Origin of the sequence: Vibrio sp. Isolate32 (assembly GCF_022397955.1) — a bacterium.
In the GTDB taxonomy this organism is placed as follows: Bacteria; Pseudomonadota; Gammaproteobacteria; order Enterobacterales; family Vibrionaceae; genus Vibrio.
Genome location: NZ_JAKEUQ010000054.1, coordinates 1 through 13,170, shown reverse-complemented (window position 1 = coordinate 13,170; position 13,170 = coordinate 1). Strand labels below are relative to the sequence as shown.

The window sequence follows — 13,170 nt, the reverse complement described above, 5'->3', positions numbered from 1 at the left end:
GGAGGTGTGGTGGGCACAAGTACAGGAGAGTGGAATTAAGCCATTGCAAGAGTTCGCACGAAAACTGAGTCCTTATCTTCACGGCATTATCGCATCGGCAAGTTATCCGCTTAACACATGCACATTGGAAGGGATAAACAACAAGATAAAACTAATCAAGCGAATGGGATATGGGTATCGAGATACAGACTACTTCTTCTTGAAGATAAAAGCGGCTTTCCCCGGAAAGCCGCGATGAACCTTTTTTTTTCGCTATTTATAAGGAATCACTATGAAAGTATTCCCGTTAAAAGATGCCCCACTCGTCTTACTGTCGCTGATATTTTTTATCTGGGATTTAATTACTGTTTCAAGTAACTCGCTAATACCACATTACAAAGAAGCCTTCTCTCTCGACTACAAAATGGCGATGTTATTTCCCATGGCCTTTTTTATCACCAGAATCACGGTATCGCTTCCAACGTCATTTGTCATGGCTAAAATTGGCTATAGAACTACGTTGAAGTTCTGCTTGATATAGTGCCCTCTGGGCTGTCTAGCCATGGCATATTTAGTTCGAGGAGAAGAGCTTGTTCCAACACTCATCGGTATCTTATTGATGGCATCGGGTGTGTCGGCAATTCAAGTGGTAAGTTCACCTTATGTATCGCTACTCTCTACACCAGATAAGAGCGTGATACGCCAAAGTGTGGCAACGGCATCTAACTCCATAGGGACTGTACTTGGTCCATTGGTGCTTACCGCCGTCATTCTCGTAGCAGCCGGCTTCAATGTTAATAACACCGCTCATCAAGTCTCGTTTTTGTTCTTATTTATCGCCCTGTTCTTTCTAGGCTTGCTGGTATTTTTTAGCAAGATGATCCTTCCCGATATTAAGCCAAAACAGATGACTGGCTTTTGGCAAGGTTTAGCTATCTTGAGTAAAAATCGACAGTTCATGAATTTAGCATTGGTGCTGTCGATGTACATCGGTGTAGAAGTGAGTTTTGGTACTTTTACTATTGCGTATCTTGCCGACCAGCAATATGGCGACCTTGGACTAGTGTCCGCAACACAAATCATCGCTCTTTATTGGGTATTCATGTTTGTTGGGCGACTGTTATTCGCCAAATTTGGAAACATAGTCAACAAACACTACCTTTTCTCACTGTCTTGCGCGGTTGCCGCTTTCATTAGTGTTATCGCGATGTATCAAAATCATCTCTGGGTCGGCTATTTGATGCTTGTCGTAGGGTTATGTAATTCTACGCTCTACCCCATCATTTACGCACAAGCGCTGCATGCGTCAGGTAAACAAAGCTCACAAGGGGCAGCAATATTAATTATGTGTTCAATTGGGGGTGTTGTTTTGCCATTCGTGCAAGCGAGTTTGATTGATGAGCTTTCACTGAGCACAAGTTATATTGCGCCCACAATTGCGTTTATAGTGATGATAGTTTTGTACTGGTCTAGTTTAAAGCATCGTGTTTAAACCGTTGGTTTAGACAGGTAGCTTGGTTTAGTAAATCACTTGATTCAGTAACTAAGTCGATGACTAAAAATTCGGCCTGATTGGCCTAGAAGGTAAAGAAAGTGGAGTGGAGAAAGAAAGATAAGGAAATTAATTTGGTGCTTCTTACGTTAGTTTGAATCAGTGCGTGGCTAATCACCACTGATCACACTAAACGCGGGTTGTTTAAGAAATCAAACCCAAGCAGAAGCAACAAGTAGGATAATTGCACCCATGATAACGGTAGACTTAGCAAAAAATAGAACTTCATTCATTAATGAAGGTTTTGCTAGCGATGCATTGTTTTCATTTGTGATTACTTTAGCGTTCATATTGTGTTCTCGTCGTTATGTGATCTGTGGTCAATTTTGCGCCGCTGCGTGACCAAAGTCAATATTAACTGTAGTTTTATTACACAATCCTCATGCCAAATTCAAGCACAGATCAACGAGAGAACACGATACAACTTGACTGTCCTTCTATACATTTTTCCACTAAATCAACAGTCATTAGATACAATAAAGCTCGACGCCTGATCTACAGAATACTTCGAGCCTTTATACTGCAGTCGATACAAAACTTAATTCAATTGAGCCAACTCCGATCGCATTGAGTCGATAGCTTGCTGAAAATCTTCACTATCAAAAATAGTAGAGCTAGAAGCGAACAGATCGGCACCCGCTTCAGCAATCTATTTATGTTGTTAACTTACACACCACCGTCAACTTCTAAACGTACATTTCGGCCTGATTCATTAATACGCGATCTGATTGAACGCAGTTTAGTTTTAGAATTCAGGTTAGTTTTCGAGTTCAGGGACACTTTAAAATTCCAAATCATTCGCTGGAACAAATTTAGTTATCTGCCCGTTTTCAACCATGTAGCAATCCATCCCTGCCGATGTCGCTGCGTGCTGGCCTATAATCGTATCCTCAAACACCACACAATCGCTCGGTTCGAGCTCTAACTGGTTAGCAACTTTCAGAAAAGTATCAGGGTCAGGTTTATGATTCTCAACATCATCGGAAGTCACAAGAGTGCGTATCATTGATGGGATATCGGTCGTCTTTAGAATCGCTCTTGCATGCTTGGCTTGAGCGCCAGTGCCGATGCCTATCTTTTTCAACTGATACTGTTGCTGCAAGAGTGCATAAGTTTCCGGGATAACATCCCCTTTGTGCTCAATGGCTTCAAAGTTGGCGATTTTGTCCGAAGTAATCTGCTGAGCATCAAGTGTTAGGTCGTAACGTTTGAGGATCTCTAGAGTCACTTTTCGCGATGGCATACCACCCAGTTGATCGAGCCATTCTTTATCGTAAGGAATACCAAACTTCTGACAAGTTTTTTTCCACGCATGAGCATGTGCCACCATAGAATTAACCAGGGTTCCATCAAGATCAAAAATAATTCCTTTGTATTTATCCAACTTTAGCATCGTCAACCCCTCGTCTTATTTTGAGCCTCATACTACTGATCACCATACATAAAACCTATTCATAATCGCCTTAATATGATCTTATTCAACAATCCTACAATTAAACGAAGTGATGCAAGAAAACCCGTTGTTTTACTATTGAAATCATATTTTAAGCAAACCTCACCCATTTTTTGCTTAAACGAAGTGGAGTTGCATAAATTTAAAATGATATAGTCCACGAAAATCAAACATCTTGGACATCATTATGCATTCTAGCGACATCATTAAATTGGCAAATTTGGGCGTTAATATCGAAATTTCAAAAGACTCTTCACTGCATCCGTCAGACGCGTTAGAAGTGGTAAAGATTGTTGCTGAAATTGGTAGTCAAATTACCATTAAGAAGAAGTACCACACCGACTATCTGATTCAGATGGCTGAAGTAGGTCGTGATCACGTGACAATTGCGGTCTAATCATCGCTTTTTAAACACCATCGGTTTAGACGTTAAAAATAACTTAATGAGTTAAGTTAGAAACGAAAATAGCATCTTACTGATATAAAAATGCAGCATATTGGGGGCAATATGCTGCATTTTCTCTTTTTGTCCTGAGCATGTAGAACGTAAAGAGAAACTGGTTTGATAACTCTAGGTCTAATTAGTGGTCAAACAATATCGGAACGCCCGTTTGAACACAAACTTCGTTCAAACGTTTTTGTGCCGTGAGTATATTCTCTTTCCAGCACTCATCTTGAGCCCACATTTCGATCACCAGTGGTACTACGCACGCCGTCTCTTTCAATGTTTTGAAGATCGCATTGAAATCAACTTCTCCCTCGCCAATCACTAAATCACGAAACTGCCCTTTGTATTCAGGAGTGACGCGATACGTGTCTTTAAGGTGAATCTGCGTAATGCGCGGCTTACTCAGCTTAAGCTCTGTCACGATGTCATAATTCCAACCCGATATATTTCCTACGTCTGGATACGCGGTGAAATAAGGCGAGTCAATCTCACGACTCAATACTTCAAACTTGCTGAGCGAGTTCAGGTAATCCGTGTCCATAATCTCAACCGCTAACATCACCCCAGCGCGCTCCGCCAGTTGTGCCGAGAGCTTCATACCTTCTATAAAACGTAGATGTGTCGCTTTGTCTGCAGGTTCGTAATACACGTCATATCCTGCGAGTTGAATGGTGCGAATACCCAACTTGTACGCCAACGTAATAGCCTTCTCCATATGGATAACGGCTTGCTCTCGCACTTTTGGATCAGCAGAGCCAAATGGGAACTTGCGGTGCGCGCTTAAACACATCGACTGCAGCGGCACTTGATGCTCTTCACACAAACGGCGTAGGCCATAGACTTCTTCATCGCTCCAGTCTAAACGGCTGCGTCTTTCATCGGACTCATCGACTGAGATCTCAAGGAAATCAAAACCTAACTCTTTAGTGGTTTTGATCTTATCTTCCCAACTTAGGTCGTTTGGTAGGGCTTTTTCATACAGCCCGACACGATGGCGCGTAAAGTTATGGTACATAACCCCTCCTAGTTCCAGTAGCGGTTGATTTGTTCTTTCAGTGCTTCAGCGGTTTCTTGTCCTTTTTCACCCGCCAACGCGCGGCCAGCAATGAAGGTTTTCGCTTTAATGCCTTCAAATAGGTACAAATCTTCTGGCACGATTCCACCTGTGATAGAAAGCTCGATACCCAGTTCAGATAGAGAACGCATCTTCACTAAGTCCGCTTCTGTCCAGCCCACGCCTGCCAGCTCAGCATCACGAGAACGGTGGTAGATCGCTTGTGTAATACCTAGGTCAACCCACGCTTGAGCGTCGTCCATAGTCCAGTTACCGTAGATCTCGATTTGAATTTCGCCATTGAACTCATCAGCGACTTTCTTACATGCACCAATGGTTGCAATGTGCGCTGCAGCTGAAACCGTAATCCAGTCAGCTCCCGCTTCAAATGCCATACGAGCCAGAATTGCACCGCCATCTGTGGTTTTCATGTCACACACTAAGATATGGTCAGGGTGGTTTTTACGCAGTGTCGAAACCGCCTTCATGCCTTCAGCGAACGCAAGGATAGTCCCCACTTCAATCACGTCTACGTAGCTCTCTACGTTGTTCGCAACTTCAATAGCAGCAGGTAGGTTCGTTTGGTCTAGGGCGATTTGAATCATTGGTTTAGTCATGGTTTTATCCTTTAATTTGTTCACGTATTAGATGGGCAAGACCATCTTGATTGTTGTCTGTTTTGCATACGGCTTGAGCGTTCGATTTGACGGTGTCGTCAGCATTAAACATCGCTACACCTAAGCCTGCGTATTGAAGCATTGATATGTCGTTGTGATTGTCACCAACAGCAATCACTTGGGAGGGCTGAAAACCTAGTTCATTCACGTATTCAGCAAGGCGTAGGCCTTTACTATTACCCTTGGCGGCAAAGTCGATTCGGTTAGACCAAGAACGTTCGCCGTTAAAGTGGTCTTTGACCCAAGGCATTTGCATCAAGCGATCAACCGACTCTTGCTCCCCTTCCACCACAAACTTCCACACAAACTCGGTGCTCTTCGCCGTTTCAGAGAATGAATCCACGCGATAGATATTTGGCTTGTGGTGCTCTGGCGCTTGCTCAGCCCACTCTTCCAACGCCAACATATAAGCGAATGGGTTGTAGTTGGAGTAAGTCATCGCATCGGTGATGTACATCACCATCTTGAGCTGAAACTCGTCAGCCATATCAATGAAAGTAAGTGCCTTATCTTTCTCTATGGCGTTTTGAGTCAATACCGTTTCAGTTTGATAGTCATAAACATAAGTGCCGTTACAGCAGATGATTGGAGTATCTAGCCCCAATTCGAAATAGTAAGGTCGTGCTGCAGTATGGTGTCGACCAGTAACAATCACGACGTGACAACTTTGTTTGGCTTCTTGAATCGCCTTTTTTACTTCTGGATGAATCGTGTGATCATCCTTTAACACGGTTCCATCGAGATCTAACGCCAGCACTTTATACATAGAGTCCTCTCACTTATTCCCTGAAGTCGAACCTAATCAATATTGAAGCTACTAAACGGCTTACTTAAACGAAAAGTCGATTTATTGTTGGCCGTAATAAGCATTTTCACCATGCTTACGTAAGTAGTGTTTGTCGGATAGTTCTGGCTGAATTTTAATGCCACTATTCAAGGTGCGTGTTGCCAACGCCATTGCCGAAACTTCTTCTAATACCACCGCGTTATGAACAGCGTCATTGGCATCTTTGCCCCAAGAGAACGGAGCATGCCCTGCAACAATCACACTGGGAACAGCCATTGGATCGATTCGACGTTGCTTGAACTCTTCAATGATCACCAAGCCAGTATTTTTCTCGTACTCTTCAGAAATCTCAGAGTGAGACAACCGACGTGTACATGGGATGTCACCATAGAAATAATCAGCGTGAGTGGTGCCCAAGGCTGGAATATCGATACCCGCTTGCGCCCAAATGGTGGCACTGCGTGAATGAGTATGAACAATGCCACTCACTTCAGGGAAAGCTTTATAGAGCTCTAAGTGCGTTGCCGTATCGCTTGAAGGGTTGAGTTTCCCTTCAACAACCTTGCCTTTTAGATCGACGACTACCATGTCTTCCGCTGTCATGTCGCTGTATTCGACACCTGATGGTTTAATCGCTATCACTCCGTTAACACGGTCAAATTCAGAGACATTACCCCAAGTGAATGTCACCAAGCCGTATTTAGGAAGCTGCAAATTCGCTTCTAAGACACGTTGTTTCAATTGGCTATATTTAGACATATCGACTCCTTAAGCCGCTTCCGCTTGCAACAAAGCAGCATCAATTAAACGCGCGACTTCTTCTGGGCTTTTACATGCACGAAGTTTTGAGAAGTCTTCGTCAAATTCAATCAAGTTCGCGACTTGCATCGTCCCCTCGATGTGCTCTTCTGAATCCTTACCCGCTAGTGTGATCAACACATCAACAGGCTCATCAACGCCATCAAACGTAATTGGCGTTTCAAGCACGGTTAAAGCAAACCCGGTGCGAATAACGCCATCTTCAGGGCGGCAATGAGGTAGAGCGAACGCATCGTGAATACAGATATAAGGGCCTTCTTCACCTATAGCCTTGGTAATCGCATCGTAGTAACGCTCTTCAGCAACACCTGCTTTAACCAATGCGTCAGTACCTAGCTTAATCGCCGCTTTCCAGTCAGCTGCTTTTGCATTCAGCAGGATAGCGTTATTCTTGATAAGAGATTCTTTTAAGTTCATGTTATTGCTCACTTATATAATTGTTTTTATTGGCTCAGCAGTGCGACACCACTGAGCCGTTTTTAATTATTTATGGAAGTTGTTCTCGATGATGGAAACAAGCTCGTCGCCGAAAGTTTTCACCATAATCATGTTCTTAACCGCTAACTGTTGCTTACCTTCCGGCAGACCCGTGATCTTCGCAGCAAGAGCAACCGAAGTAACGATGATGTCGAATGAACCAAGGTGTGATTTGTAATCAGTGATGGCGCTGTTAAAGGTCGAGCTTGGGATGCCTTTCTTGTCCAAATACTCTTTGATTTTCTTAGAGCACATCATCGAAGAACCTTGCCCTGAACCACAACACACTAAGACACGAACCGGTTTTTGGTCAGCTGCTGGTGACACGCGAGTTTCTGACATTGTAGAAGCTGCCGTTGTAGAAACAGAAGGAGCTTGAGCGGTTGCTGTCGATTGTTGTGGTACCGCAACTTCAACCTCAATGCCTTCAGGCGTTACTGCCGTCATTGTTTCAGCAGCTTCTGCGTCTTCTTCAGCTCGTAGTTGCTTAGAAGCGAAGTACATATAGATGCCAGCCAAAGCCATAATCACAAAGAAGAACATGCTAGAGCTTGAGATACCTTGCATGATTGGTGGGAATACCAAAGCCCAGTCAGCCATGCCCATCCAGCCGTTAAACTCAGTACCTGATTGAGCAAAGATATGAATTGCCCATGCAGAGCCAACCACTTCGATGATGCCCATCACGAAACAGATCTTCATCACCGCTTTCCAGCCACCAAAGTGGTTAGCAAACACGCCGATGGTTGCGTTCGAGAAAAACATTGGGATAAAGCCAGGGATGATCATGATTGGCGCGTCGAACGCAAGCATTGCAAGCACTGCCGTAAATTGACCAACTGCACCCCACATGAAACCGAATACCATTGCGTTCGGTGAGTAGGCATAAATAGCCGCACAATCGATTGCTAAAACAGCGTTAGGAATAAGGCGTTGAGAAATACCGTTAAATGCCTCGGACAGTTCAGCAACGAACATACGAACGCCGGTTACGATAACTTGAATCGCGACTGCGAATTTCAAACCCGTTTCAAAAATGTAGATAAGCCAGTGAGTCTTGCCTGCCATTTCTTGAAGGTTATCAAGACCGAACGAAAGAAGAATAATACCGAAGAAGCCAGTCATCACTAATGTTGTTGCAGCGATACTGTCGTGGAAAATGTGTAACCACTTAGGCAGTTTGATGTGGTCGACACTGTCGTTCTTGTCGCCAAGCTTCGGTGCAACCTTGGTTGCTACCCATGAAGCAAACTGCTGTTGGTGACCAATCGAGAAACCTGCCCCGCCAGTGACTTCTTGAGTCGGCTTGAACATGATATTTGACGAAATACCCCAGTACAGCGCCATCAATACTGCAGAGTAAATGATGGTTTCCCACATACTTGCGCCAAGCACGAAGTAGAAAACAGCAATAAGGCCAGCTTGCTGGAACATGATATGTCCAGTCAGCATGATGGTTCTGATACCGGTAATACGACGGAAGGCAACAAGAAGAATGTTCAGCCCAAGTGCCAGTAATACTGCATACCCAACCCAAGAGTAATTGTCGCCCATGGTTTCCATGGTAGACATCATGGAGGTGTACGGGTCAATCACCGAGCCCGTCAATCCATGTATTTCACTCATTTTTTCGATAACTGGTTTGAAACCCGCTACCAATGTTCCCGCACCAACCTGCACTATCATAAAACCAACGATGGTTTTTATAGAGCCGGAGATAACAGTTGTTGCATCACGTTTTAAAAGAATGTAGCCGAGACAAGTAACAAGACCGAGTAGCAACGGTGCTTTGGTCATTACCTGACTGTAAAAAATATAGAAAATATCATATAAGAATTCCATATCTTTACCCCTGGTTAGTTTTTAATTTTAATGATTTGTAGGATGTGATGATTCTAGTTTTGCTCACGAGCTAGACTTTACCAATCAAAAGTAATCATTCAATGCTCACTTGTGACTACTTTGATTTATATCAATTAACCACACCCAGAATATGCTTAATTGAGCTTTAGATCACACATCAAAACAATAAATTCAATAAAATCAAATACTTATAAAAAATTGTGATTAAAGTCTGGTTTTTATAGCGATGTGGTTTGACAATCATGATAGTGATTATTAGAATCAAAAAAAATCAAAAGTAATCATTAAATTGTCACAACGACAAAAAGAGTGATAAATATGAATGAAGTACAAAGACATAACGGCATCTTATCGCTGTTAGAAGATATGCAGACAATCAACGTCTCTCATATTATTGATAAATTTAGCGTTTCTCCTGCTACTGCTAGACGCGATATCGCTAAGTTAGATGAAGTTGGCCGACTTCGAAAAATTCGAAATGGTGCGGAACGAGTAGAAACTCAGAAAAGAAAGTGGTCACCACTGAATATCAACAGCACTGAGTTCTATGAAGAAAAATCAGAGATTGCTCAGGCAGCTGCAGGGCTTTGTCAGGCTGGTGATACAGTCGTGATCAACTGTGGTTCGACGGCTTTCTTACTCGGTCAGCAATTATGTGGCGATGACGTTCAAATCGTAACGAACTACTTTCCACTCGCGAGCTACTTGATCAACGAAGATCATGACGATGTCATCATCATTGGTGGTCAATACAACAAAGCGCAGAACATCTTTCTAAACCCTGCCCCTAATTCATTAGGCGGCTATGCGGGAAACTGGATGTTCACCTCAGGTAAAGGCTTAACGGATGCCGGGCTGTACAAGGCCGACATGTTAACGGCCGTAGCCGAACAACAAATGCTAGAACAGGTCGATAAGCTTGTCGTCGTGGTCGATAGTTCAAAAGTTGGACAACGTACCGGAATGCTCTTTTGCAGCACCAAGCAAATCGACATAGTCATCACCGGTAAAGATGCCAATCCAGAAGTCGTAAAACTGATTGAAGCTCAAGGGGCACAAGTCATCCTAGTTTAAATCGCAGGGCTGACTAGCCCACAAATAATAATAAATTTAGCTCAGTGCCTTAATCCAAATTAAGGCGCTCGGCTCCCTACATCCAAAATTAATCAAATTATCGAAATAAAAGGTATTATCATGAGCAATGTAAACGAAATCACTCGCGAGTCTTGGATCCTAAATACATTCCCTGAGTGGGGCACATGGTTAAATGAAGAGATAGAACAAACTGTTGTTCAACCAGGTACGTTTTCTATGTGGTGGCTTGGCTGTACAGGTATTTGGCTAAAATCAGAAGAGGGTGCAAACCTATCAATGGACTTCTGGTGTGGCACTGGTAAAAAAACACAAGCGGTTCAAAAAATGAAAAACCAGCACCAAATGATGCGTATGGGTGGTGTTGAAGCACTTCAACCAAACCTACGTACTGCAATCTTCCCATTGGACCCTTTCGCTATTAAAGAGATCGATGCAGTGATGGCATCTCACGATCACGGCGACCATATTGACATCAACGTTGCAGCAGCGGTTCTTCAAAACTGTGGTGAGCACGTTAAATTCATTGGTCCTAAAGCATGTGTTGATCTATGGATGAAATGGGGTGTGCCAGAAGATCGTTGTGTTATTGCGAAAGTTGGCGACGAAATTAAGATCAAAGACGTCAACATCAAGGTTCTTGATGCATTCGATCGTACTGCTCTAGTGACTCTTCCTGAGGGAACATCTTCCCTAGACAAGGAAATTCTAGACGGAATGGACGACCGTGCAGTGAACTACCTAGTAGAAACAACAGGCGGTTCAGTTTACCACTCTGGTGATTCCCACTACTCAAACTACTACGCTAAACACGGTAATGACCACAAGATCGACGTTGCTCTGCTTTCTTACGGTGAGAACCCTCGTGGCGTAACAGACAAAATGACATCTTCAGACATTCTCCGTGCTGCTGAATCTTTAAACTGTGAAGTGGTTGTTCCGTTCCACCACGACATTTGGGCTAACTTCCAAAATGACCCGCGTGAAATCGAAATGCTGTGGAACATGAAGAAAGAGCGTCTTCAATACGGATTCGCACCTTTCTTTTGGCAAGTTGGTGGTAAGTACACTTACCCAACAGACAAAGGTCGCATGCACTACCAGCACTTCCGTGGGTTTGCAGACATCTTCACAAATGACCCAGAACTGCCATACCGCGCATTCTTATAAACATTAAGAAAAGAACTAACTAGGGAGCAATGCGCTCCCTTTTTTTATCGTCGAATACGGATATTGATATGGTATTACGCGAATTTAAGGATCATTTCAAACGTGGCGATTTAGAATCAGCAATTGCCGTAAACTCTCCAAACAATGATGGCTATTACTTGATGGTTCTAAGCAGCAAGTGGGGAATAAATAGTTTCTTAGAGTCCGACCGAAAGCTGAAACCAAGGGTATTCAAGACCCAACAAGCTCTACTAAATGCCGCAAAATCAATTGGCTTCAATCATCAATCAGTCGATATGCAAAACTTATAGAGCCTTCTGCCTCCTGTTCTATCAGATGATCCCCTTTGTTTATCTAAATAATTCTAATAAAGCAAAAACAACCCTTCATAACCGCCAATTTTGATTTCACTCACATACTCACCAACATTACCGTTAGCATCAACAGGTTTCATCGGGACATCTAGCGCAATGGTGAGTTTTTCCGTTTCATAAAAGCTCGGATTCTTACCGTGGAAATCAGTGCGATACAACACACGACCATTGCTGAACTCTCTCGCTAACACCATATCTTCAGGGCCACCTGCGACCACCTGATTATTAGATTGATACATAAAGAACGTGAACGTCGGTAGAACGTGAGTCATACCATTGGGCAGATCAGCATGTACCATTTTCTTCATCGAGGAATCACCTACGATGGTGTAGTCAGTGGGCTGAGGTGTCATTGTCGATAGCATCAAAGAAATCGGCTCAAAGCCTTGTGGGATTCGATGACTCAGCTCTCCCAAATCAACGGCCAGTAACGAACTTGGTTGATAGGCGATGTTTTTTGGGACACCACTTTGCCAGAAAGTGTCTGCAGTCGTATTGCCACTTCCATAGACGTAGCCATTGTTCCACTGATTAAAATAGCTATGTTGAGCATGTCGATTAAGGTGGTAAATCGCTAAAGCTGAATATTGGTCTTGCGTCCAGTTCTCTTCACTATTTCCAAGATATTGGACTCGCCCATAACGCGTTGTCGCCTGAAAAATAACACTTTGTCCATTGTAGGCGAGCGCAGAGTTATCCCAGAATTTAGAGATCCCCGAATAACCACTAAACCCAGTAGACGGAAAAATGTAGTGCTCTCTTAGGTAAAGAGATCCCGCCTCATTAAGGTGGGATTGACCATTACGTCCGAACAAATTAGCGGTCCCAATGTTTAGTGCAACCAAAGCATGGCTACTTAATGAAGAGAGTTTTTTAAGGAAATTGACAAATTGTGTTTTATACAGCTCATCGGCACCTGTCGAGCCAGCAACAAATCCTATCTCTTGAACGTTGCCACCTGAGTGAACAAAGAATTGATTTTCGCCGAGCAGCTTGTTGGTGTCATCATTGTAAGCACCATTAACACCCTGCTCAACCCAGATTTTCTGATAGTAAGCACGCATCGCAGCAACATAGTCAGGGTTAGCGACATTGGTTATCGCCCATGATGAGTTATGGCTCCACATTTGCCCGAAAGGGATGACGCGTGATTCCCAGCGAAATCGAGCGGTGGCATTTTTATGGTTCATCGCGGATTAGCGGGAACTAAAAACAAAAAAAAACGGTAGTAAGTGATATGGTTTAGTCGCCAAACAAAAATCATACACAAACTACCGTTTCCATGCCGAATCATACTTTCCTATCTTCATTCTGGGAAGGCTTTAAAATAGTAAAGTCTCACCAGACAGCATCACTTATTACCCTGACTCTTAAACCTAACTCTGAGGCGAAATGCCCTTGTGGTCTTGAGGCCGAGGCTATCCA

The 13,170-nt window shown here is 43.4% G+C and carries 13 protein-coding genes and 2 pseudogenes; 6 read left to right on the top strand and 9 right to left on the bottom strand.

Translation table 11 applies throughout. The features are described 5' to 3' along the window. Positions 1 to 238 (top strand): transposase (locus L1D11_RS21865; RefSeq protein ID WP_239832794.1); only part of this gene is annotated, 238 nt, incomplete at its 5' end. A gap of 33 nt (positions 239 to 271) precedes the next feature. Further along, a pseudogene (locus L1D11_RS21860) lies at positions 272 to 1,471 on the top strand (MFS transporter). Between the two features lie 212 nt (positions 1,472 to 1,683). Here L1D11_RS21860 and L1D11_RS21855 read toward each other — a convergent pair. Both L1D11_RS21855 and L1D11_RS21850 read right to left on the bottom strand, forming a co-directional pair. Beyond that, positions 1,684 to 1,821: a hypothetical protein gene (locus tag L1D11_RS21855; RefSeq protein WP_239832791.1), complete on the bottom strand. Its 138-nt coding sequence runs from the start codon at positions 1,819 to 1,821 to the stop codon at positions 1,684 to 1,686. Positions 1,822 to 2,312: 491 nt separating this feature from the next. Next, positions 2,313 to 2,924 carry a beta-phosphoglucomutase family hydrolase gene (locus L1D11_RS21850; RefSeq protein WP_239832790.1) on the bottom strand — a complete coding sequence of 204 codons (612 nt, stop codon included), beginning with the start codon at positions 2,922 to 2,924 and terminating at the stop codon, positions 2,313 to 2,315. Positions 2,925 to 3,171: 247 nt separating this feature from the next. On the opposite strand from L1D11_RS21850, the gene L1D11_RS21845 reads away from it, so the two are divergent. After that, the gene (locus tag L1D11_RS21845; protein WP_076677299.1) at positions 3,172 to 3,381 is read left to right on the top strand and encodes a hypothetical protein; all 210 of its coding nucleotides are present in this window, start codon (positions 3,172 to 3,174) and stop codon (positions 3,379 to 3,381) included. Between the two features lie 184 nt (positions 3,382 to 3,565). Here the strand turns inward: L1D11_RS21845 and L1D11_RS21840 are convergent, their stop codons facing one another. The 6 genes from L1D11_RS21840 to L1D11_RS21815 form a co-directional block, all read right to left on the bottom strand. Continuing rightward, positions 3,566 to 4,447: an L-ribulose-5-phosphate 3-epimerase gene (locus L1D11_RS21840; protein ID WP_239832789.1), complete on the bottom strand. Its 882-nt coding sequence runs from the start codon at positions 4,445 to 4,447 to the stop codon at positions 3,566 to 3,568. Positions 4,448 to 4,455: 8 nt separating this feature from the next. Beyond that, a complete protein-coding gene (locus L1D11_RS21835; protein WP_239832788.1) occupies positions 4,456 to 5,103 on the bottom strand; it encodes a 3-keto-L-gulonate-6-phosphate decarboxylase UlaD in 648 nt (215 codons plus the stop codon). 4 nt (positions 5,104 to 5,107) lie between these two features. Next, entirely contained in the window at positions 5,108 to 5,929 is an 822-nt protein-coding gene (locus L1D11_RS21830; protein WP_239832787.1) for a pyridoxal phosphatase, read from the bottom strand. Between the two features lie 81 nt (positions 5,930 to 6,010). Continuing rightward, complete coding sequence (locus tag L1D11_RS21825) at positions 6,011 to 6,709, bottom strand: L-ribulose-5-phosphate 4-epimerase (protein WP_239832786.1); 699 nt, start codon at positions 6,707 to 6,709, stop codon at positions 6,011 to 6,013. Positions 6,710 to 6,718: 9 nt separating this feature from the next. Beyond that, positions 6,719 to 7,186: a PTS sugar transporter subunit IIA gene (locus tag L1D11_RS21820; protein WP_239832784.1), complete on the bottom strand. Its 468-nt coding sequence runs from the start codon at positions 7,184 to 7,186 to the stop codon at positions 6,719 to 6,721. A 66-nt stretch (positions 7,187 to 7,252) separates the two neighbouring features. Continuing rightward, the gene (locus L1D11_RS21815; protein ID WP_239832782.1) at positions 7,253 to 9,088 is read right to left on the bottom strand and encodes a PTS ascorbate-specific subunit IIBC; all 1,836 of its coding nucleotides are present in this window, start codon (positions 9,086 to 9,088) and stop codon (positions 7,253 to 7,255) included. A 339-nt stretch (positions 9,089 to 9,427) separates the two neighbouring features. Here L1D11_RS21815 and ulaR point away from each other — a divergent pair, with 339 nt between their 5' ends. The 3 genes from ulaR (at position 9,428) to L1D11_RS21800 (ending at position 11,682) form a co-directional block, all read left to right on the top strand. Continuing rightward, on the top strand, positions 9,428 to 10,183 hold the full coding sequence (ulaR, locus tag L1D11_RS21810; RefSeq protein WP_239832780.1) for an HTH-type transcriptional regulator UlaR: 756 nt from the start codon (positions 9,428 to 9,430) through the stop codon (positions 10,181 to 10,183). Positions 10,184 to 10,303: 120 nt separating this feature from the next. Next, positions 10,304 to 11,371 carry an L-ascorbate 6-phosphate lactonase gene (gene ulaG / locus L1D11_RS21805; protein WP_048609867.1) on the top strand — a complete coding sequence of 356 codons (1,068 nt, stop codon included), beginning with the start codon at positions 10,304 to 10,306 and terminating at the stop codon, positions 11,369 to 11,371. A gap of 68 nt (positions 11,372 to 11,439) precedes the next feature. Continuing rightward, positions 11,440 to 11,682, top strand: coding sequence for a hypothetical protein (locus L1D11_RS21800; RefSeq protein ID WP_239832779.1), 243 nt, complete (start codon positions 11,440 to 11,442; stop codon positions 11,680 to 11,682). Between the two features lie 53 nt (positions 11,683 to 11,735). On the opposite strand, the pseudogene L1D11_RS21795 reads toward L1D11_RS21800, so the two are convergent. Continuing rightward, positions 11,736 to 12,929, bottom strand: a pseudogene (locus L1D11_RS21795) (hypothetical protein); the annotation flags it as partial. Positions 12,930 to 13,170: the final 241 nt, after the last annotated feature.

What these genes read in the sequence shown, in the direction of transcription:
- L1D11_RS21855 (WP_239832791.1), bottom strand. Translation starts at nt 1,821, where the DNA reads ATGAACGCTAAAGTAATCACAAATGAAAACAATGCATCGCTAGCAAAA.
- L1D11_RS21850 (WP_239832790.1), bottom strand. Translation starts at nt 2,924, where the DNA reads ATGCTAAAGTTGGATAAATACAAAGGAATTATTTTTGATCTTGATGGA.
- L1D11_RS21845 (WP_076677299.1), top strand. Translation starts at nt 3,172, where the DNA reads ATGCATTCTAGCGACATCATTAAATTGGCAAATTTGGGCGTTAATATC.
- L1D11_RS21840 (WP_239832789.1), bottom strand. Translation starts at nt 4,447, where the DNA reads ATGTACCATAACTTTACGCGCCATCGTGTCGGGCTGTATGAAAAAGCC.
- L1D11_RS21835 (WP_239832788.1), bottom strand. Translation starts at nt 5,103, where the DNA reads ATGACTAAACCAATGATTCAAATCGCCCTAGACCAAACGAACCTACCT.
- L1D11_RS21830 (WP_239832787.1), bottom strand. Translation starts at nt 5,929, where the DNA reads ATGTATAAAGTGCTGGCGTTAGATCTCGATGGAACCGTGTTAAAGGAT.
- L1D11_RS21825 (WP_239832786.1), bottom strand. Translation starts at nt 6,709, where the DNA reads ATGTCTAAATATAGCCAATTGAAACAACGTGTCTTAGAAGCGAATTTG.
- L1D11_RS21820 (WP_239832784.1), bottom strand. Translation starts at nt 7,186, where the DNA reads ATGAACTTAAAAGAATCTCTTATCAAGAATAACGCTATCCTGCTGAAT.
- L1D11_RS21815 (WP_239832782.1), bottom strand. Translation starts at nt 9,088, where the DNA reads ATGGAATTCTTATATGATATTTTCTATATTTTTTACAGTCAGGTAATG.
- ulaR (WP_239832780.1), top strand. Translation starts at nt 9,428, where the DNA reads ATGAATGAAGTACAAAGACATAACGGCATCTTATCGCTGTTAGAAGAT.
- ulaG (WP_048609867.1), top strand. Translation starts at nt 10,304, where the DNA reads ATGAGCAATGTAAACGAAATCACTCGCGAGTCTTGGATCCTAAATACA.
- L1D11_RS21800 (WP_239832779.1), top strand. Translation starts at nt 11,440, where the DNA reads ATGGTATTACGCGAATTTAAGGATCATTTCAAACGTGGCGATTTAGAA.